This window comes from Citrobacter sp. Cb004 (assembly GCF_030337065.1).
Taxonomy (GTDB): Bacteria; Pseudomonadota; Gammaproteobacteria; order Enterobacterales; family Enterobacteriaceae; genus Citrobacter; species Citrobacter braakii.
Genome location: NZ_JAOWCH010000069.1, coordinates 129,839 through 148,815, shown reverse-complemented (window position 1 = coordinate 148,815; position 18,977 = coordinate 129,839). Strand labels below are relative to the sequence as shown.

The 18,977-nt window shown below is 52.9% G+C and carries 20 protein-coding genes and 1 pseudogene; 7 read left to right on the top strand and 14 right to left on the bottom strand.

Annotation, left to right across the window (positions count from 1 at the left end):
- The 9 genes from tuf to fkpA all read right to left on the bottom strand — a co-directional run.
- The coding region (tuf, locus tag OGV65_RS21340) for an elongation factor Tu (protein ID WP_286454612.1) at positions 1–1,169 on the bottom strand (1,169 nt) is incomplete at its 3' end.
- 69 nt (positions 1,170–1,238) lie between these two features.
- Entirely contained in the window at positions 1,239–3,353 is a 2,115-nt protein-coding gene (fusA, locus tag OGV65_RS21335) for an elongation factor G (protein ID WP_016154762.1), read from the bottom strand.
- A gap of 96 nt (positions 3,354–3,449) precedes the next feature.
- Entirely contained in the window at positions 3,450–3,920 is a 471-nt protein-coding gene (gene rpsG / locus OGV65_RS21330; protein ID WP_016154763.1) for a 30S ribosomal protein S7, read from the bottom strand.
- Between the two features lie 95 nt (positions 3,921–4,015).
- On the bottom strand, positions 4,016–4,390 hold the full coding sequence (gene rpsL / locus OGV65_RS21325) for a 30S ribosomal protein S12 (RefSeq protein ID WP_003023654.1): 375 nt from the start codon (positions 4,388–4,390) through the stop codon (positions 4,016–4,018).
- 125 nt (positions 4,391–4,515) lie between these two features.
- Complete coding sequence (gene tusB, locus OGV65_RS21320) at positions 4,516–4,803, bottom strand: sulfurtransferase complex subunit TusB (protein ID WP_016157620.1); 288 nt, start codon at positions 4,801–4,803, stop codon at positions 4,516–4,518.
- 7 nt (positions 4,804–4,810) lie between these two features.
- Positions 4,811–5,170, bottom strand: a complete 360-nt coding sequence (tusC, locus tag OGV65_RS21315; protein WP_049041316.1) for a sulfurtransferase complex subunit TusC — start codon at positions 5,168–5,170, stop codon at positions 4,811–4,813.
- Positions 5,170–5,556, bottom strand: a complete 387-nt coding sequence (gene tusD / locus OGV65_RS21310; RefSeq protein WP_047501481.1) for a sulfurtransferase complex subunit TusD — start codon at positions 5,554–5,556, stop codon at positions 5,170–5,172. The genes tusC and tusD overlap by 1 nt, the downstream gene beginning before the upstream one ends.
- On the bottom strand, positions 5,556–6,278 hold the full coding sequence (locus tag OGV65_RS21305; RefSeq protein ID WP_003023643.1) for a helix-turn-helix transcriptional regulator: 723 nt from the start codon (positions 6,276–6,278) through the stop codon (positions 5,556–5,558). Before OGV65_RS21305 ends, tusD begins: the two co-directional genes overlap by 1 nt.
- 167 nt (positions 6,279–6,445) lie before the next feature.
- Positions 6,446–7,264 (bottom strand): FKBP-type peptidyl-prolyl cis-trans isomerase, encoded by an 819-nt coding sequence (gene fkpA / locus OGV65_RS21300; RefSeq protein ID WP_016154767.1) that lies wholly within the window; start codon positions 7,262–7,264, stop codon positions 6,446–6,448.
- Positions 7,265–7,496: 232 nt separating this feature from the next.
- Between fkpA and OGV65_RS21295 the strand changes: the two genes are divergently transcribed.
- On the top strand, positions 7,497–7,715 hold the full coding sequence (locus tag OGV65_RS21295; RefSeq protein WP_003023639.1) for a protein SlyX: 219 nt from the start codon (positions 7,497–7,499) through the stop codon (positions 7,713–7,715).
- Positions 7,716–7,764: 49 nt separating this feature from the next.
- Here the strand turns inward: OGV65_RS21295 and slyD are convergent, their stop codons facing one another.
- The 4 genes from slyD to kefG all read right to left on the bottom strand — a co-directional run bounded on the left by slyD (position 7,765) and on the right by kefG (position 11,030).
- Positions 7,765–8,370 (bottom strand): peptidylprolyl isomerase, encoded by a 606-nt coding sequence (gene slyD, locus OGV65_RS21290; protein ID WP_003023634.1) that lies wholly within the window; start codon positions 8,368–8,370, stop codon positions 7,765–7,767.
- A 94-nt stretch (positions 8,371–8,464) separates the two neighbouring features.
- Positions 8,465–8,665: a YheV family putative zinc ribbon protein gene (locus OGV65_RS21285; protein ID WP_016154768.1), complete on the bottom strand. Its 201-nt coding sequence runs from the start codon at positions 8,663–8,665 to the stop codon at positions 8,465–8,467.
- Between the two features lie 8 nt (positions 8,666–8,673).
- Positions 8,674–10,479 carry a glutathione-regulated potassium-efflux system protein KefB gene (gene kefB / locus OGV65_RS21280; protein WP_016154769.1) on the bottom strand — a complete coding sequence of 602 codons (1,806 nt, stop codon included), beginning with the start codon at positions 10,477–10,479 and terminating at the stop codon, positions 8,674–8,676.
- Positions 10,479–11,030, bottom strand: a complete 552-nt coding sequence (gene kefG, locus OGV65_RS21275; protein WP_181627430.1) for a glutathione-regulated potassium-efflux system ancillary protein KefG — start codon at positions 11,028–11,030, stop codon at positions 10,479–10,481. Before kefG ends, kefB begins: the two co-directional genes overlap by 1 nt.
- 132 nt (positions 11,031–11,162) lie before the next feature.
- Here kefG and OGV65_RS21270 point away from each other — a divergent pair, with 132 nt between their 5' ends.
- The 4 genes and pseudogenes from OGV65_RS21270 (at position 11,163) to OGV65_RS21255 (ending at position 15,375) form a co-directional block, all read left to right on the top strand.
- Positions 11,163–13,064 (top strand): ABC transporter ATP-binding protein, encoded by a 1,902-nt coding sequence (locus OGV65_RS21270; RefSeq protein WP_286455394.1) that lies wholly within the window; start codon positions 11,163–11,165, stop codon positions 13,062–13,064.
- 104 nt (positions 13,065–13,168) lie between these two features.
- Positions 13,169–14,237, top strand: a pseudogene (locus tag OGV65_RS21265) (hydrolase).
- A complete protein-coding gene (locus OGV65_RS21260; protein WP_003023615.1) occupies positions 14,234–14,452 on the top strand; it encodes a YheU family protein in 219 nt (72 codons plus the stop codon). Before OGV65_RS21265 ends, OGV65_RS21260 begins: the two are co-directional and overlap by 4 nt.
- Positions 14,453–14,505: 53 nt before the next feature.
- Positions 14,506–15,375: a phosphoribulokinase gene (locus tag OGV65_RS21255; RefSeq protein ID WP_003827751.1), complete on the top strand. Its 870-nt coding sequence runs from the start codon at positions 14,506–14,508 to the stop codon at positions 15,373–15,375.
- A gap of 93 nt (positions 15,376–15,468) precedes the next feature.
- Here the strand turns inward: OGV65_RS21255 and OGV65_RS21250 are convergent, their stop codons facing one another.
- Complete coding sequence (locus OGV65_RS21250) at positions 15,469–15,876, bottom strand: OsmC family protein (protein ID WP_016154773.1); 408 nt, start codon at positions 15,874–15,876, stop codon at positions 15,469–15,471.
- Between the two features lie 308 nt (positions 15,877–16,184).
- Here OGV65_RS21250 and crp point away from each other — a divergent pair, with 308 nt between their 5' ends.
- The gene (gene crp / locus OGV65_RS21245; protein ID WP_000242758.1) at positions 16,185–16,817 is read left to right on the top strand and encodes a cAMP-activated global transcriptional regulator CRP; all 633 of its coding nucleotides are present in this window, start codon (positions 16,185–16,187) and stop codon (positions 16,815–16,817) included.
- A 51-nt stretch (positions 16,818–16,868) separates the two neighbouring features.
- On the top strand, positions 16,869–18,956 hold the full coding sequence (locus OGV65_RS21240; RefSeq protein ID WP_016154774.1) for a YccS/YhfK family putative transporter: 2,088 nt from the start codon (positions 16,869–16,871) through the stop codon (positions 18,954–18,956).
- Positions 18,957–18,977: the final 21 nt, after the last annotated feature.

Below are 18,977 nucleotides of genomic sequence, written 5' to 3'. Positions count from 1 at the left end.
GCAACAACGCCCGCACCAACAGTACGGCCGCCTTCACGGATTGCGAAACGCAGACCGTCGTCCATCGCGATTGGGTGGATCAGGGTAACAACCATTTTGATGTTGTCGCCCGGCATTACCATCTCAACGCCTTCCGGCAGTTCGATGGTACCAGTCACGTCAGTAGTACGGAAGTAGAACTGCGGACGGTAGCCTTTGAAGAACGGAGTATGACGGCCGCCTTCGTCTTTGGACAGAATGTACACTTCAGATTCGAACTTGGTGTGCGGCTTGATAGAGCCCGGCTTAGCCAGTACCTGACCACGTTCGATTTCTTCACGTTTGATACCACGCAGCAGAACACCAACGTTCTCACCAGCACGGCCTTCGTCCAGCAGTTTGCGGAACATTTCAACGCCAGTACAGGTAGACTTAGCAGTATCCTTGATACCAACGATTTCAACTTCTTCACCAACTTTGATGATACCGCGCTCTACACGACCGGTAACAACGGTACCACGACCGGAGATGGAGAATACGTCTTCGATAGGCAGCAGGAACGGCTTGTCAATCGCACGCTCTGGTTCCGGGATGTAAGAATCCAGGAAGCCAGCCAGTTCGATGATTTTCGCTTCCCACTCTGCTTCGCCTTCCAGCGCTTTCAGAGCAGAACCACGAACGATCGGAGTGTCGTCGCCCGGGAAATCGTACTGAGACAGAAGTTCACGAACTTCCATTTCTACCAGTTCCAGCAGCTCTTCGTCATCAACCATGTCGCATTTGTTCAGGAACACGATGATGTACGGAACGCCTACCTGACGACCCAGCAGGATGTGCTCACGAGTCTGCGGCATCGGGCCGTCAGTCGCAGCAACAACCAGGATCGCGCCATCCATCTGCGCAGCACCGGTGATCATGTTTTTAACATAGTCGGCGTGGCCCGGGCAGTCTACGTGTGCGTAGTGGCGAGTCGGGGTGTCATATTCAACGTGAGAAGTGTTGATGGTGATACCACGAGCTTTTTCTTCCGGCGCGTTATCGATCTGGTCGAATGCACGAGCAGCACCGCCGTAGGTTTTAGCCAGTACGGTGGTGATTGCAGCGGTCAGGGTAGTTTTACCGTGGTCAACGTGGCCGATGGTGCCGACGTTAACGTGCGGTTTTGTACGTTCAAATTTTTCTTTAGACACGGCTATATTCCTTACTATAGTGCTCTCCCCTGGGGAGAGAGCACGGGACTTAGGTTTTAATCCTGTGGCTTATTTACCACGGGCTTCAATAACGGCCTGAGCAACGTTGTTCGGCGCATCGTCGTACTTCAGGAACTCCATGGAGTAAGAAGCACGGCCTTTGGTCAGAGAACGCAGCTGGGTTGCATATCCGAACATTTCAGACAGCGGAACTTCAGCATGGATAACAACGCCAGTGACGTTGGATTCCTGACCACGAAGCATACCACGACGGCGGCTCAAGTCACCGATTACGTCACCGGTGTTCTCTTCCGGAGTCTCTACTTCAACCTTCATGATAGGCTCAAGCAGAACTGGTTTCGCTTTCTTAAAGCCATCTTTGAAGGCGATAGAAGCGGCCAGTTTAAACGCCAGCTCAGAGGAGTCAACGTCATGGTAAGAACCGAAGTGCAGACGCACGCCCAGATCAACAACCGGGTAACCAGCCAGCGGGCCAGATTTCAGCTGTTCCTGGATGCCTTTATCAACGGCCGGGATGTATTCGCCAGGAATTACACCACCTTTGATGTCGTTGATGAACTCGTAGCCTTTCGGGTTTGAACCCGGCTCCAGCGGGTACATGTCGATAACAACATGACCGTACTGACCGCGACCACCAGACTGCTTAGCGTGTTTACCTTCGATATCGGTAACTTTCGCGCGAATCGCTTCACGGTAAGCAACCTGAGGTTTACCGACGTTCGCTTCAACGTTGAATTCACGCTTCATACGGTCAACGATGATGTCGAGGTGCAGTTCACCCATACCGGCGATAATGGTCTGGTTAGATTCTTCGTCAGTCCAAACGCGGAATGACGGGTCTTCTTTAGCCAGACGGCCCAGAGCCAGACCCATTTTTTCCTGGTCAGCTTTGGTTTTCGGTTCTACCGCGATGGAGATTACCGGCTCAGGGAATTCCATACGCTCCAGAATGATCGGGTGATCCGGGTCACACAGAGTGTCACCAGTGGTCACGTCTTTCAGACCGATAGCAGCAGCGATATCGCCCGCGCGAACTTCTTTGATCTCTTCACGTTTGTTAGCGTGCATCTGTACGATACGGCCAAAACGCTCGCGTGCAGTTTTCACTGAGTTCAGGATGGTGTCACCGGAGTTAACCACACCAGAGTACACGCGGAAGAAGGTCAGGTTACCCACGAACGGGTCGGTAGCGATTTTGAATGCCAGAGCAGCAAACGGCTCTTCATCGCTAGCATGACGCTCAGCCGGAGTATCTTTACCGTCGTCCAGAATACCGTTGATCGCAGGTACGTCGACTGGGGATGGCAGGTAATCAATTACCGCATCCAGCATCGCCTGAACACCTTTGTTCTTGAACGCAGAACCACAGGTTACCAGGATGATTTCGTTGTTCAGAACGCGCTGACGCAGAGCTTTTTTGATCTCTTCTTCAGTCAGTTCTTCACCACCCAGGTATTTCTCCATCAGCTCTTCTGAAGCTTCCGCAGCGGACTCGATCAGGTTCTGGTGCCATTCTTCAGCCAGTTCCTGCATGTCAGCCGGGATATCTTCATAAGTGAAGGTTACGCCTGCATCTTCTTCGTTCCAGTTGATGGCTTTCATTTTCACCAGGTCAACAACACCGGTGAACGCTTCTTCAGCGCCAATCGCCAACTGCAGCGGAACAGGGTTCGCGCCCAGACGGGTTTTGATCTGACCAACAACTTTCAGGAAGTTCGCACCCATACGGTCCATTTTGTTAACGAACGCAATGCGTGGAACTTTATATTTGTTTGCCTGACGCCATACGGTTTCAGACTGAGGCTGAACACCACCAACTGCGCAGTAAACCATTACTGCACCATCAAGCACACGCATGGAACGTTCTACTTCGATAGTGAAGTCAACGTGCCCCGGGGTGTCGATGATGTTTACGCGATGCGGTTCATACTGCTTAGCCATACCAGACCAGAATGCAGTAGTCGCTGCGGAGGTGATAGTAATACCACGCTCCTGCTCCTGTTCCATCCAGTCCATGGTGGCTGCGCCGTCATGAACTTCACCGATTTTATGGTTTACACCGGTGTAGAACAGAATACGTTCGGTAGTAGTGGTTTTACCGGCGTCGATGTGCGCACTGATACCGATGTTACGGTAGCGCGCGATGGGTGTTGTACGAGCCATTTGATTCCTCGTTTATCTTTTAGGCGTTCAATTTAAGTAGCCCAAAGCGGGCTGCTTACTAGAAGCGCCCGCCTGGTGACTAAAACTCCGAAGGGATTACCAACGGTAGTGTGCGAACGCCTTGTTGGCTTCTGCCATACGGTGAACGTCTTCACGTTTCTTAACTGCAGTACCTTTGTTTTCTGCAGCATCAGAAAGTTCGTTCGCCAGGCGCAGAGCCATGGATTTATCACCGCGTTTACGAGCAGCTTCAACGATCCAACGCATTGCCAGGGCATTACGGCGAACCGGACGGACTTCAACTGGAACCTGATAAGTAGAACCACCAACGCGGCGAGACTTAACTTCGACAGTCGGACGCACGTTTTCAAGGGCTACTTCAAAAGCTTCCAGGCCATCTTTACCAGAACGCTGAGCCAGGGTCTCCAGCGCGCTGTATACGATGGTTTCTGCAGTAGATTTTTTACCATCTACCATCAGGATATTTACAAATTTAGCCAGCAGCTCTGATCCGAACTTAGGATCCGGCAGAATTTTACGCTGACCAATGACGCGACGACGTGGCATGGGAATACTCCGTTGTTAATTCAGGATTGTCCAAAACTCTACGAGTTTAGTTTGACATTAATATAAAACGTTTGGCCTTACTTAACGGAGAACCATTAAGCCTTAGGACGTTTCACGCCATACTTGGAGCGTGATTGCTTACGGTCTTTAACGCCGGAGCAGTCAAGCGCACCGCGAACGGTGTGGTAACGAACACCCGGGAGGTCTTTTACACGACCGCCACGGATCAGGATCACGGAGTGCTCCTGCAGGTTGTGACCTTCACCACCGATGTAGGAAGTCACTTCAAAACCGTTAGTCAAACGCACACGGCATACTTTACGCAGTGCGGAGTTTGGTTTTTTAGGAGTGGTAGTATATACACGAGTACATACGCCACGTTTCTGCGGGCATGCTTCCAGTGCAGGCACGTTGCTCTTTGCAACTTTGCGTGCGCGTGGTTTGCGTACCAGCTGGTTAACTGTTGCCATTAAATAGCTCCTGGTTGTAGCTTTCGCTTCGTAAACACGTAATAAAACGACCTCATACAATATGAGGACGCAGAATTTTAGGTCGGTGTCGAAAAGGTGTCAAGAAATATACAACGATCCCACAATTACCAGGACATCTGGCTGGGATGCTTCACCGTAAGCCTGACGAAGTCAGTATAGCTAACCCTGACGACACTGTCTGAAATTTGACCACCTAAGCCGCGAGCTTTAATGTCTTCTTCCAGTACATAGACCTTAATGGAGGCATTTTGCAGACTTTCAAGGAAACGGCTTCCTTCTATTGCCGCGGTCACGCCATCCTGAAGCAATAAAAGTTCATCGTCTTTATCAATCAGGCGAAGAAGAGAGGAGAAATCGGTAAGCCATGCGGAACGATGTAATGTGTGCAGCATGAGTATCTCAAAACCTTAAAATGACGTCATAGTTGCCTAGCTCACGGCGTAAATCTTCCGGTTCTAACGCTGTCGCATCGACCACAAAATTAACCCCCTGCTGGAGGCCCCGCTCGCGTAATGAGGCGGCACAAAGCCAACATTGATCGATATCGTACAACCCTAACAGCTTGAAGGTTGCGATATAGTCGCGAGCCAGCACGACATCCGGTTGTTGTCCCTGGAGGATTTGAAAAACGCCATCGCCGATAAAGAATACGCCGAGGTCTTCCGTTAATGCCGATGTCGCCAGTAAGGCATCTAACCCTTCGCGGCCAGACGAACTGCCATGCGGCACGGTAGAAAAGACAAAAGCAACACGTTTCATTAAAACTGCACCACGCGATCGCAGGTCAGGGATGCCTCAGCCAGCGAACCCAGCCCGCTGAGGTTAAAACCTGATTGTAAATTAGCCCCTGCCAGTCCCAGTCGCTTCGCTTCTGTTTCATCAACGACGCCGCGACGCAGCGCCGCAGCTACACAGATATTCAGCGTCACGCCATGCTGCTGGTTCAGCTGTTGCCAGGCCCGCACCAGATCATATTCATCACTGGCAGGTGAAGTCAGGAAGTTGGCGTTATACACACCTTCACGATAGAAAAAGACGCTGCATAGGTCATGCCCTTCTTTGAGTAACGCATGAGCAAATTGCAACGCGCTGCTCGCCTGCTGCGTGCCATAAGCTGGCCCCGTCACCATAATGGCAAAACGCATTACTTGTCTTGCCCCTGGAAATCGCCGCTTTTGAACTGACGAATATAGAGGTAAACCGTGTGCTTGGAGATGTTCAGCCGATCGGCGACCTGGTTAATGGCATCTTTAATATCGAAGATACCTTTCTCATACAGATTCAGGACAATCTGGCGATTCTTGGCATTGTTGGAAACATTACGATCGGCATTCACTTCTTCAATCGTGAACTCCAACGTTTGGGTAACCAGGTCTTCCACCGAAGAAGCGAAGTTAACGGCAGAACCCACTTCCGGGGTTTCCGGTGGGATAAAGGTATTCATTATCTGCGAGAATGGAACATCAAGGTTCATGTTGATGCACAGCAGACCAATCACGCGATGCTCACGGTTGCGAATGGCAATCGTCACCGACTTCATCAAGACACCGCTTTTCGCACGTGTGAAGTAACACTTCGACACGCTGCTATCCGCACCCGTCATATCATGCAGCATACGCAACGCAAGGTCAGTAATCGGCGAGCCAATTTTGCGGCCCGTGTGTTCACCGTTAGCAATGCGGATGGCCGAGCATTTCAAATCCTGCAAAGAGTGCAATACGATTTCACAATGGGAACCAATGAGCATCGCCAACCCGTCCACAACCGCTTCGTAGGATTTGAGGATATCGAAATCGGTTTGATCGAAAGGACGTTGATCCAGTAAATCTAGCTCACTGGTTTCGTTGGTTAAAAGCGACCTGGACATGAAAAAAAGCACTCCTTTTCAGGAGCCTGTCGTTATGTTGTCAGGGCAGGCTCATCACTATTATAGGGGCATCTAAAGTAATACAGCGCACAAGGCGCTTTCCAGTATTAATTATATCCTGTCGATAATAAAAAACCGCCGCCCTGTGGGCGGCGGTGTCTGGTTACTTACTTTTTGCTGCTGTCCGCAGCTTTAGCAGCCGGTGCAGCATCTGGCTGCGCATCGGCTTTCGGTGCCGGTTTGATGTCTAACAGTTCAACATCAAAGACCAGCGTAGAGTTAGCCGGAATGCCCGGTACGCCGGTTTTGCCGTAAGCCAGATCCGGCGGGATAACCAGCTGGATTTTGCCGCCTTTCTTGATGTTTTTCAGGCCTTCGGTCCAGCCTGGGATAACACCGTCAAGACGGAAAGAGAGCGGCTCACCGCGGGTATAAGAGTTATCAAACTCTTTACCGTCAATCAGCGTACCTTTGTAGTTGACTACCACGGTATCGCTATCTTTCGGTGCAGCGCCGGTACCTTCTTTCTCTACTTTATAGACCAGGCCAGTAGAAGAGGTTTTAACGCCCTTCTCTTTAGCAAATTTCTCGCGGTAAACTTTACCTTTGGCTTCATTGTCAGCCGCGTCTTTTTCCATTTTCGCCTGAGCGGAGCTCTTCACGCGTGCTTCAAACGCCTGCAGAGTTTGTTCGATTTCCTGGTCAGACAGTTTGCTCTTGTCTGCAAACGCATCCTGAACGCCAGCGATCAGCTGATCTTTATCCAGTTTGATGCCCAGTTTTTCCTGCTCTTTCAGAGAGTTTTCCATATAACGACCCAGGGACGCGCCCAGCGCGTAAGCGGCTTTTTGGTCGTCATTCTTGAATGCTGCTTTGCTGTCAGCAGTAGCGGCTGGTTTCGCAGCGTCAGCAGCGAAGGTGATCGGGGCATGCAGAGCAACAGCCATTGTGGTCGCCAGCAGCGTTACTTTAAACAGTGATTTCATCCATATCTCCAGGGCCGGGGCATCTCACCCCAAGGTTAGCTAACATAAAAATGTACTATAAAGCGTTGCAGAACAAATCAACATACGGGCACGCCCTATTATCACCACTTTTCAGACTCTTTTTGTTTAAATTAGTTTCGTGACCGAAGATTGAGTGCTGTGCAAACAGGCAAAGTTAAGTAGAATTCGCCGCAGTCCGCGATCTGCCGGAGAAAAAAGAAAGAGGTGAATCATGCAGGATACAACAATGGAAACTCGCCTGGCTGAACTGGAAAGTCGCCTGGCATTTCAGGAGATAACCATTGAAGAACTCAACGTGACGGTGACCGCGCATGAACTGGAAATGGCAAAACTCCGCGACCATCTGCGTTTATTGACGGAGAAGCTCAAGGCCACGCAGCCGTCCCACATCGCGTCGCAGTCTGAAGAGACCCCGCCGCCACATTATTGAGACATAAAAAAAGCGGGATATTCCCGCTTTTTTTTATGCCGTATAACGATTAGTGGCAACCGCAACCGCCGCCGTTACCTTTACCGCCACCGCCGCAGCAGCCTTCGCCACCGTGCTCGTGACCATGGTCGTGACCGTGACCACCGCAGCAACCGTCATGACCGTGGTCATGATCGTGGTCGTGACCGTGCGCACCGTGAACGTGGCCGTGAGCCAGCTCTTCTTCGGTCGCTTCGCGGATAGCGACAACTTCTACGTTGAATTTCAGGTTCTGGCCAGCCAGCATGTGGTTACCGTCAACCACAACGTGGTCGTCTTCCACTTCGGTAATTTCTACCGGTACTGGACCCTGGTCAGTTTCAGCCAGGAAACGCATGCCAACCTGCAGTTCGTCAACGCCCATGAAGACGTCTTTAGGAACGCGCTGCACCAGGTTTTCGTCGTACTGACCGTATGCGTCGTTTGCGCCAACAGCAACATCGAATTTGTCGCCAACTTCATGACCGTCCAGCGCTGTTTCCAGGCCAGAAATCAGGGAACCGTGACCATGCAGGTAGTCCAGCGGTGCACTCACCGGAGACTCATCAACCAACACACCGTCTTCTGTACGTACCTGATAGGCCAGGCTGACCACCAGGTCCTTTGCTACTTTCATGATATCTCCTGAGCATGGAAAGAATAGTGGCGCAGATTGTAGCGGAATTCTGCACCCGTGTACCCTCTAGCTTAAAAAAAGCTGCGCCATATCGCTAGTCCGGATGAAAAATCCCGATCACTTGCTCTTCTTTGCGAACGTGCTCGCGCGCCTCTTTATCCGCTTCCCGCATCTGATGACCGCACTTAACACACTCAACAATATCGATATTATTTTCGCGCCACATCGCCAGCGTATCCTGCGCCTGGCAGGACGGACATTTTGCGCCTGCGATAAAACGTTTACGAATTGCCATGGTTACCTCTACTCAAATTCATCCCAGCCATCCAGCTGACGTCGCTCTTGCTGCATCTCTCGTTGGAAAATCTCCTCAAGCTCGCGCCGGGCTTCCCTGGCTCGGGAGATTTGTACCGTATCCGTGTGCATGGGGATCAGTTCCCGCAACATGCGCATATCCAGCCGCCGAAAATGCAACTGAGCGCGCTGAGCCTGGTGCGGATGCATCCCTAGCGTAACCAGCGTTTTTCGCCCTAACTCCAGCGCACTGGAAAACGTTTCGCGGGAAAACTGCGTCACACCAGCCTGTAATAACTCATGCGCCTCTACACGTCCGCGCGCACGCGCAAGAATATGCAAATGCGGAAAATACTGTTGGCACAGCTCCACCAGCTTCATAGTGTCTTCAGGTTCATTACAGGTAATAACAATAGACTGTGCGGCTTCTGCACCCGCGGAACGCAATAGATCCACCTGCGTGGCATCACCGTAATAGACCTTATAGCCATATTTGCGCATTAAATTCACTGCGCTGATATCTCTTTCCAGGACGGTAATACGCATTTTATTGGCCATCAACAGACGACCAATAACCTGACCAAAGCGCCCGAAACCCACCACAATCACCTGCGGTTTATCATCTTCCACCCAGGGTTTTTCATCTTCTTCATCCGTGCCGTTAAACTGGCGGGAGAGCCATTTATCAATCAACTTCATCACCAGCGGTGTGGTCATCATCGACAGCGTGACGGTCACCAACAACAGCGCCATTTGGTCACCCTGAAACAGCCGTTGGGAAGAGGCCGTTGAAAACAGCACGAAAGCGAATTCACCGCCCTGGCTTAAAACCCCGGCAAACTGCATCCGTTCTGAGCTTCTCATGCCGTTAAGACGCGCCAGTACATACAGCACCAGCATTTTTACGACCACCAGCACCATCACGCTCGCCGCCACCCACAAAATATGGGTATAGAGCACGCCAAGATTAAGCGACATACCTACGGAGATAAAAAACAGGCCAAGCAACAGGCCTTTAAACGGATCGATTGCCGTTTCCAGCTCATGTCGGTATTCGCTTTCCGCCAGCAGAACGCCCGCTATAAAGGTCCCCAGCGCCATCGACAGACCCAGCGCATCCATAAATAAAGCAGAACCCAGCACTAACAGCAGCGTGGCGGCGGTGAACACTTCCCGCACGCCAGAATCCGCAATAAAGCGGAAAACCGGACGCAGCAAATAGCGCCCGCCAATCAGCATGCCGGCAAAGGCCAGCACCTTCATCCCTACTTTGATCCAGTCAAAATGTTCGTCAGCAGACCCCGCCAGCAGCGGAACCAGCGCCAATGCGGGGATCACCGCCAGATCCTGAAATAGCAGCACCGAAAAGCCCAGTTGTCCGGATTCACTGCGATTCATGCCTTTTTCGCGCATCAACTGTAGCGCCATAGCGGTGGATGACATCGCCAGACCAATGCCGCCAACCACTGCCGCCTGCCAGGAGAACGCTGTAAGCATCAGTAGCCCTGCCAGCACGACCGCACTTAGCATCACCTGCGCGGCGCCGACGCCAAAAATTGAACGCCGCAATTGCCACAATTTGGCTGGATTAAGTTCCAGCCCAATGATGAACATCAGAAAAACTACGCCCAGTTCGGAAAAGTGTAAGATTTCATCCACATCGCTGATGAACCCTAATCCCCATGGGCCAATAGCAATCCCCGCCAGCAAGTAACCCAGCACCGGACCGATACCCAGTTTTGAGGCCAGAGGAACTGCAGCCACCGCCGCGAAGAGGAACAACACGCCGGCTGTCAATAAATCAGAACCTTCCATCAGCGGCCTCCCACAGGGATCGGATTCGCCAGCCAGTCACCATACGCTTTCGCATGGCTGCCCAGCTCCTGCTTCGTTTGCCGTCTGGCCCAGTAGACAATGATAGGGCTCATCCAGTGCATGCGGCACATACCGGCCGTTAGCTCAAAAGGGCGCAGTACATCGCTCATTGGATAACGGTTTAGCGCGTCATAGCGGTAGGCGCTTTCCGGCTCGCCGGTAGTGATAACGCTCCGCCAGTACTTTCCCGCCAGTTGATTCCCCCCGGGGCCGCTGGCAAATCCTCGGCTCAGTACGCGGTCAAGCCACTCCTTTAACAAAGCCGGGCAGCTATAGGTGTAGAGCGGATGCTGAAAAACAATCACATCATGCTCGCGCAGCAGCGCCTGCTCATGCGGAATGTCGATAAAAAAGTCAGGATAGTGCGCGTACAGGTCGTGCACGGTAACATTGCTGAGCTGCATGGCCGGTTTAAGCAGTACCCGGTTCGCGACCGAGTCCTGAGATTCCGGATGGGCATACAGCAGCAAGACTTTCGCTGGCTGGAACATCATCCCCCTCCCGGTTTTGTCTTTTGTCTATTTTCGACGTTTTGGGCTACCATTGCGCCTCGGTGCGGCAAATGGCCCACACATTACATTATCATAATGATAAATTAACATAGTCTGAACATACGGCGCCTTATGATTGTTTTCTCATCGTTACAAATTCGTCGCGGCGTGCGCGTCTTGCTGGAAAATGCCACGGCCACCATTAATCCAGGGCAGAAAGTTGGCCTGGTAGGTAAAAATGGCTGCGGTAAATCTACCCTGCTGGCATTGCTGAAAAATGAATTCAGCGCCGACGCCGGAGGATTTACTTATCCGGGAAACTGGCAGCTCGCGTGGGTTAATCAGGAAACGCCTGCGTTGCCACAGCCGGCGTTGGAGTATGTGATTGACGGCGACCGCGAGTATCGTCAACTGGAAGCACAGTTGAACGATGCCAACGAACGTAACGATGGACATGCCATTGCCACCGTCCATGGCAAGCTGGATGCCATCGACGCCTGGACCGTGCGCTCACGCGCCGCCAGCCTGCTGCATGGCCTCGGCTTCTCCAACGAACAGCTTGAACGTCCCGTCAGCGATTTCTCCGGTGGCTGGCGTATGCGTCTCAACCTGGCTCAGGCGCTGATTTGCCGTTCAGACCTGCTGCTGCTCGATGAACCGACCAACCACCTCGATCTCGACGCGGTGATCTGGCTGGAAAGATGGCTGAAAAGCTATCAGGGCACGCTGATTTTGATCTCCCACGACCGCGACTTCCTCGACCCGGTGGTGGATAAAATTATTCATATCGAACAGCAAACGATGTTCGAGTACACCGGCAACTACAGCGCGTTTGAAATCCAGCGTGCGACCCGCCTCGCACAGCAACAGGCAATGTACGAAAGCCAGCAGGAGCGCGTGGCGCATCTGCAAAGCTATATCGATCGTTTCCGCGCTAAAGCCACCAAAGCAAAGCAGGCGCAGAGCCGTATCAAAATGCTGGAACGCATGGAGCTGATTGCCCCTGCGCACGTGGACAACCCGTTCCACTTCAGCTTCCGCGAGCCGGAAAGCCTGCCGAACCCGCTGTTAAAGATGGAAAAGGTCAGCGCCGGCTACGGCGACCGCGTCATTCTCGATTCGATCAAACTGAATCTGGTGCCGGGGTCTCGCATCGGCCTGCTCGGACGCAACGGCGCGGGTAAATCTACGCTGATTAAGCTGCTGGCCGGCGAACTGGCCCCCATCAGCGGCGAGATTGGCCTGGCAAAAGGCATCAAGCTGGGTTACTTCGCACAGCACCAGCTGGAGTTTTTACGCGCCGATGAATCACCTATACAGCACCTGGCGCGCATGGCGCCGCAGGAGCTGGAGCAGAAACTGCGAGACTACCTCGGCGGATTCGGCTTCCAGGGCGATAAAGTCAGCGAAGAGACTCGCCGCTTCTCCGGTGGTGAAAAAGCGCGTCTGGTGCTGGCATTGATCGTCTGGCAGCGCCCGAACCTGCTGCTGCTTGATGAACCGACCAACCACCTGGATTTGGATATGCGTCAGGCGCTGACCGAAGCGCTGATCGATTTCGAAGGCGCACTGGTTGTGGTCTCGCACGACCGTCACCTGATTCGCTCCACTACCGATGACCTCTATCTGGTGCACGACAAGAAAGTCGAGCCGTTTGATGGCGATCTTGAGGATTATCAGCAGTGGCTGAGCGATGTGCAAAAACAGGAAAACCAGAGCGACGAACCGGCAAAAGAGAGCGTTAACAGCGCCCAGGCACGTAAAGACCAGAAGCGTCGCGAAGCTGAACTGCGCACCCTGACGCAACCGCTACGTAAAGAGATTACCCGTCTGGAAAAAGAGATGGAGAAACTGCACGCACAGCTGGCACAGGCGGAAGAAAAACTCGGCGATAGCGAGCTGTACGACCAAAGCCGCAAAGCCGAACTCACGGCATGCTTGCAGCAGCAGGCCAGTGCGAAATCCGGACTGGAAGAGTGCGAGATGGCCTGGCTGGAGGCTCAGGAACAGCTTGAGCAGATGCTGGCCGAGTAATCATGAGTGCCGGATAAGGCGAAGCCGCCATCCGGCACTATAGCCGATGATTGCCTGCTGACTGACTCGCGACAAAATCACATATTGGCTAACCCGCACGCGCTGTGCGCGGTATAGTTATTCTTTCCGATTATTAATTGCTCTGGTGTTATGGTTGAAATCACGTCCACAGAAATAACTCCACATACCGACGATTCACGAGAATTCCGTCCGATGCGCGGTATCAGTAACCGCCATCTGCAGACGATGCTACCGCGTTTAATTCGCCGCAAGGTGAAATTCGACGCCCACTGGCAGCGTCTGGAATTGCCCGACGGTGATTTTGTCGATCTGGCATGGAGTGAAGATCCGCAACAGGCGAAACATAAACCGCGCCTGGTGGTTTTTCACGGTCTGGAAGGCAGTCTGAACAGCCCGTACGCACATGGCCTGATTGAAGCAGCGCAAAAGCGCGGCTGGCTGGGCGTGGTGATGCATTTTCGCGGCTGCAGCGGCGAACCCAATCGTCTGAACCGTATTTATCACTCCGGTGAAACAGAAGATGGCACCTGGTTTTTACACTGGCTGGCACGTGAGTTCGGTCGCGTGCCGACCGCGGCGGTAGGCTATTCGCTCGGTGGAAACATGCTGGCCTGCCTGCTGGCAAAAGAAGGTACTGAGATTCCAATTGATGCCGCGGTTATCGTTTCCGCGCCTTTCGTGCTGGAAGCCTGTAGTTACCATATGGACAAGGGATTCTCCCGGGTCTATCAGCGCTACCTGCTAAACCTGTTGAAAGCCAATGCCTCGCGCAAGCTAGAGGCATATCCAGGCTCGCTGCCGGTGAGTCTGGGCCAGTTGAAATCTCTGCGTCGCATTCGCGATTTTGACGATCTGATCACCGCAAAAATCCACGGTTTCGCCGATGCTATAGACTATTACCGTCAGTGTAGCGCTATGCCGTTGCTCAACCAGATCGCCAAACCCACGCTGATTATCCATGCCAAGGACGATCCGTTTATGGATCATCACGTGATCCCTAAACCGGAAAATCTGCCCTCACAGGTAGAGTATCAACTGACGGAACACGGCGGCCACGTCGGATTCATTGGCGGTACGGTGCGCCGTCCTGAGATGTGGCTGGAATCCAGAATCCCGGACTGGCTGACAACGTATCTGGAGGCATCATCATGATCATCCCCTGGCAAGACATCTCCCCGGACGCGCTGGACAATCTGATTGAAAGCTTTGTCTTGCGCGAAGGCACCGATTATGGTGAACATGAACGCTCGCTCGAACAAAAAGTCGCCGACGTCAAACGCCAACTCCAATCTGGTGAAGCCGTGCTGGTATGGTCCGAACTGCATGAAACGGTCAACATTATGCCGAGGAAGCAGATTCACGAGTAATCCGTAGCCGACGGCCGACTATAATAAAAATTCAACCTATTCATGGAGTTGTTATGTCTGCCAAACATCCGGTGATTGCGGTAACAGGGTCCAGCGGCGCGGGGACCACCACCACCAGCCTCGCGTTTCGTAAAATTTTCGCGCAGTTAAATCTGCGCGCCGCCGAGGTGGAAGGTGACAGTTTTCATCGTTATACCCGTCCGGAAATGGACATGGCGATTCGCAAAGCGCGCGATGCCGGGCGGCATATCAGCTATTTCGGCCCCGAAGCTAATGACTTCGGTCTGCTGGAGCAAACCTTCATCGAATACGGCCAGACGGGCAAAGGTCAGTCGCGAAAATATCTGCACACCTACGATGAGGCCGTACCGTGGAATCAGGTTCCGGGTACATTTACGCCCTGGCAGCCTCTGCCTGAACCGACGGATGTCCTGTTCTATGAAGGACTGCACGGCGGCGTCGTAACCCCACAGCAAAACGTGGCCCGGCATGTCGATCTGCTGGTTGGCGTAGTGCCGATCGTGAACCTGGAATGGATTCAGAAGCTGACCCGCGATACCAGCGAGCGGGGACACTCGCGCGAAGCGGTGATGGACTCAGTGGTGCGCTCAATGGACGATTACATCAATTACATTACGCCGCAGTTTTCCCGTACGCATATTAACTTCCAGCGCGTACCGACCGTTGATACCTCCAACCCCTTTGCCGCCAAAAGTATTCCATCCCTGGATGAAAGCTTTGTCGTGATTCATTTTCGGAACCTGGAAGGGATCGACTTCCCGTGGCTACTGGCCATGCTGCAGGGATCATTCATTTCCCATATCAATACGTTGGTTGTTCCGGGCGGGAAAATGGGTCTGGCGATGGAATTGATTATGCTGCCGCTGGTCCAGCGACTGATGGAAGGCAAAAAGATAGAGTAAGGTGTTATTTTGCCGGATGGCGGCTGATGCCTTATCCGGCCTACGCGTTTATATCCTGTAGGCCTGATAAGTGAAACGCCATCAGGCATGACATCACGAAGCAGCAACCACTTCATAGGAGTGGGTAATGTTCACCGCCTTTTCCAGCATCAGCGCCACGGAGCAATATTTTTCCGCAGAGAGATCGACTGCGCGCGAAACGGACGCATCTTTCAGATCGTTACCCGTTACGATGAAATGCAGGTTAATGTGGGTAAACAGGCGCGGCGCTTCATCACGACGCTCTGAGGTCAGTTTCACTTCGCAGTTGGTCACATCCTGACGACCTTTTTGCAGGATCGAAACCACATCAATTGCGCTGCAACCGCCCGCAGCCATTAATACCATTTCCATCGGGCTCGGCGCTTTATCACCGGAGTTACCGTCCATCAAAATTTGGTGACCAGAGGCGGACTCACCGAGGAAGGTTAACCCTTCAACCCACTTTACACGCGCTTGCATATTTCGTAACTCCAATGTTTCAATTTTCCTGACAGATTACGCGTACATAACAATTCTCGCAACGGAAGGCGACCTGCGTCATGCTGAAGCGAGACACCAGGAGACACACGGCGAAAGCTATGCTAAAACAGTCAGGATGCTACAGTAATACATTGACGTACTGCATGTATGCAGAGGACATCACATTACAGGCTGCAGTTAATTTTTGACAGCCCCTTTCCCAGGTAGCGGGAAGCATATTTTTGCAAACCCAGAGGCAGCGTCGTTTTCTGGCTCTGGAGACAGCTTATAACAGAGGATAACCGCGCATGGTGCTTGGCAAACCGCAAACAGACCCGACTCTCGAATGGTTCTTGTCTCATTGCCATATTCATAAGTACCCATCGAAGAGCACGCTGATTCACCAGGGTGAAAAAGCGGAAACGTTGTATTACATCGTTAAAGGCTCAGTGGCAGTGCTGATCAAAGATGAAGAAGGGAAAGAAATGATCCTTTCTTATCTGAATCAGGGCGATTTTATTGGTGAATTAGGCCTCTTCGAAGAAGGTCAGGAACGTAGCGCCTGGGTACGTGCCAAAACCGCATGTGAAGTCGCTGAAATTTCATACAAAAAATTTCGCCAATTAATCCAGGTCAACCCGGATATTCTGATGCGCCTGTCTTCACAGATGGCTCGTCGCCTGCAGGTCACGTCTGAAAAAGTCGGCAACCTAGCCTTCCTCGACGTAACGGGTCGTATCGCGCAGACTCTGCTGAATCTGGCGAAACAGCCTGATGCGATGACCCACCCGGACGGCATGCAGATTAAAATCACCCGTCAGGAAATCGGCCAGATCGTTGGCTGCTCCCGTGAGACCGTTGGTCGTATTCTGAAGATGCTGGAAGATCAAAATCTGATCTCCGCACACGGTAAGACCATCGTCGTCTACGGCACCCGTTAACCCCATCGAAGTGGCGCGTTACTCAGTGATGCGCCACTTTTGTTTACACCGATGTGGCGAAGACTGATATACCACCCAGAGATCAACTACGCACTACGGCAGACGCTGGTGCTATGTTTACCTGTGGCTGTTGGTCTGATCATCGGTCAGCTTCATCTGGGACTCCTCTTCTCCCTGGTCCCTGCCTGCTGCAACATTGCCGGTCTTGATACCCCGCATAAGCGCTTTTTCAAACGTTTAGCTATTGGCGCGTCTTTGTTTGCCGGTTGCAGTCTGATCATGCAGTTGCTGCTGGCACAGGCCATACCGCTGCCGCTTATCCTCACCGGACTGACGCTGATTCTTGGCGTAACCGCCGAGCTAAGCCCTCTGCATGCCCGACTGTTACCGGCCTCACTTATCGCCGCGATTTTCACGCTAAGCCTGGTCGGGAACATGCCCGTCTGGGAACCGTTGCTGATCTATGCGCTGGGCACGTTATGGTACGGCCTGTTCAACTGGTTCTGGTTCTGGATGTGGCGCGAGCAGCCGCTCCGTGAATCGCTCAGCTTGTTGTACCGTGAATTAGCCGATTACTGTGAGGCCAAGTACAGCCTGCTGACCCAGCATGCCGATCCGGAAAAAGCGTTGCCTCCCCTGCTGGTTCGCCAGCAGAAAGCGGTGGATCTGATTACCCAGTGCTACCAGCAAATGCATATGCTGTCGGCGCATCGCAACAACGATTACAAGCGCCTGCTGCGTGCCTTTCAGGAGGCACTGGACTTGCAGGAGCATATTTCCGTCAGCCTTCACCAGCCGGAAGAGGTGCAAAAGCTGGTCGAACGTAGCCACGCCGAACAGGTGATTCGCTGGAATGCGCGCACCGTCGCCGAACGCCTTCGGGTACTGGCCGATGATATTTTGTATCACCGCTTGCCGACCCGTTTCTCGATGGACAAGCAGATTGGCACGCTGGAGAAAATCGCCAACCAGCATCCGGACAATCCGGTGGGACAATTTTGCTACTGGCACTTCAGCCGTATTGCCCGCGTGCTACGCACCCAGCGACCGCTGTACGCCCGAGATTTAATGGCAGACAAGCAGCGTCGGTTGCCGCTGATCCCGGCCCTGAAAAACTATCTGTCGTTGAAATCGCCGGCGCTACGTAATGCCGGGCGCATCAGCGTCATGCTGAGTATCGCCAGCCTGATGGGCAGCGCTTTACACCTGCCAAAGCCTTACTGGATTTTGATGACGATCCTGTTCGTCACGCAAAATGGCTACGGAGCAACCCGGGTACGTATTTTACACCGTTCAGCAGGAACGCTCGTTGGACTGGTCATTGCCGGGGTCACCCTGCACTTTCATATTCAGGAAGGTTACACGCTGGCAGGCATGCTGCTGATTACCCTGGGTAGCTATCTGATCATGCGCAAAAACTACGGCTGGGCTACCGTCGGCTTTACGGTCACGGCGGTATACACCCTGCAACTGCTGACGCTGAACGGAGAACAGTTTATCGTGCCGCGGTTTGTCGATACGGTTATTGGCTGCTTAATCGCCTTTGGCGGTACACTCTGGCTGTGGCCGCAGTGGCAGAGCGGCCTGCTGCGTAAGAACGCCCATGATGCGTTAGAAGCCGATCAGGAGGCCATTCGCCTGATCCTCAGTAACGATCCGCAGGCCACGCCGCTGGCGTATCAACGCATGCGGGTCAATCAGGCGCATAACACGTTGTTCAACTCACTGAACCAGGCGATGCAGGAGCCAGGATTCAACTCGCACTACCTGGCGGACATGAAACTGTGGGTCACGCACAGCCAGTTCATCGTCGAGCACATCAACGCGATGACCACACTGGCAAGGGAACACACAATGCTGACGCCGGATTTAGCGCAGCGGTATCTGGAATCCTGTGAAATTGCGCTCCAGCGCTGTCAGCAGCGGCTGGAATATGACGGACCGGGAAGCTCAGGCGATGTGAATATTCTCGAAGCGCCAGAGATGCTATCCCACGGTCCGTTAAGCACCCTTGAGCAGCATCTGCAACGGATACTGGGGCATCTGAACACCATGCACACCATTTCGTCGGTAGCATGGCGTCAGCGACCGCACCACGGAATCTGGCTGAGCCGCCGTCTGCGGGACATGAAAGGTTAAGATCGACTGCCGGATGCGCTG

Excerpts from the sequence above, each read along its gene's own strand:
- OGV65_RS21250 (WP_016154773.1), bottom strand. The coding sequence starts at position 15,876 with ATGCAAGCGCGTGTAAAGTGGGTTGAAGGGTTAACCTTCCTCGGTGAG.
- crp (WP_000242758.1), top strand. The coding sequence starts at position 16,185 with ATGGTGCTTGGCAAACCGCAAACAGACCCGACTCTCGAATGGTTCTTG.
- OGV65_RS21270 (WP_286455394.1), top strand. The coding sequence starts at position 11,163 with ATGATTGTTTTCTCATCGTTACAAATTCGTCGCGGCGTGCGCGTCTTG.
- tusB (WP_016157620.1), bottom strand. The coding sequence starts at position 4,803 with ATGCTGCACACATTACATCGTTCCGCATGGCTTACCGATTTCTCCTCT.
- OGV65_RS21295 (WP_003023639.1), top strand. The coding sequence starts at position 7,497 with ATGCAGGATACAACAATGGAAACTCGCCTGGCTGAACTGGAAAGTCGC.
- fkpA (WP_016154767.1), bottom strand. The coding sequence starts at position 7,264 with ATGAAATCACTGTTTAAAGTAACGCTGCTGGCGACCACAATGGCTGTT.
- tusC (WP_049041316.1), bottom strand. The coding sequence starts at position 5,170 with ATGAAACGTGTTGCTTTTGTCTTTTCTACCGTGCCGCATGGCAGTTCG.
- OGV65_RS21240 (WP_016154774.1), top strand. The coding sequence starts at position 16,869 with ATGTGGCGAAGACTGATATACCACCCAGAGATCAACTACGCACTACGG.
- tusD (WP_047501481.1), bottom strand. The coding sequence starts at position 5,556 with ATGCGTTTTGCCATTATGGTGACGGGGCCAGCTTATGGCACGCAGCAG.
- OGV65_RS21305 (WP_003023643.1), bottom strand. The coding sequence starts at position 6,278 with ATGTCCAGGTCGCTTTTAACCAACGAAACCAGTGAGCTAGATTTACTG.
- rpsG (WP_016154763.1), bottom strand. The coding sequence starts at position 3,920 with ATGCCACGTCGTCGCGTCATTGGTCAGCGTAAAATTCTGCCGGATCCT.
- OGV65_RS21255 (WP_003827751.1), top strand. The coding sequence starts at position 14,506 with ATGTCTGCCAAACATCCGGTGATTGCGGTAACAGGGTCCAGCGGCGCG.
- fusA (WP_016154762.1), bottom strand. The coding sequence starts at position 3,353 with ATGGCTCGTACAACACCCATCGCGCGCTACCGTAACATCGGTATCAGT.
- kefB (WP_016154769.1), bottom strand. The coding sequence starts at position 10,479 with ATGGAAGGTTCTGATTTATTGACAGCCGGCGTGTTGTTCCTCTTCGCG.
- rpsL (WP_003023654.1), bottom strand. The coding sequence starts at position 4,390 with ATGGCAACAGTTAACCAGCTGGTACGCAAACCACGCGCACGCAAAGTT.
- OGV65_RS21260 (WP_003023615.1), top strand. The coding sequence starts at position 14,234 with ATGATCATCCCCTGGCAAGACATCTCCCCGGACGCGCTGGACAATCTG.
- slyD (WP_003023634.1), bottom strand. The coding sequence starts at position 8,370 with ATGAAAGTAGCAAAGGACCTGGTGGTCAGCCTGGCCTATCAGGTACGT.
- OGV65_RS21285 (WP_016154768.1), bottom strand. The coding sequence starts at position 8,665 with ATGGCAATTCGTAAACGTTTTATCGCAGGCGCAAAATGTCCGTCCTGC.
- kefG (WP_181627430.1), bottom strand. The coding sequence starts at position 11,030 with ATGTTCCAGCCAGCGAAAGTCTTGCTGCTGTATGCCCATCCGGAATCT.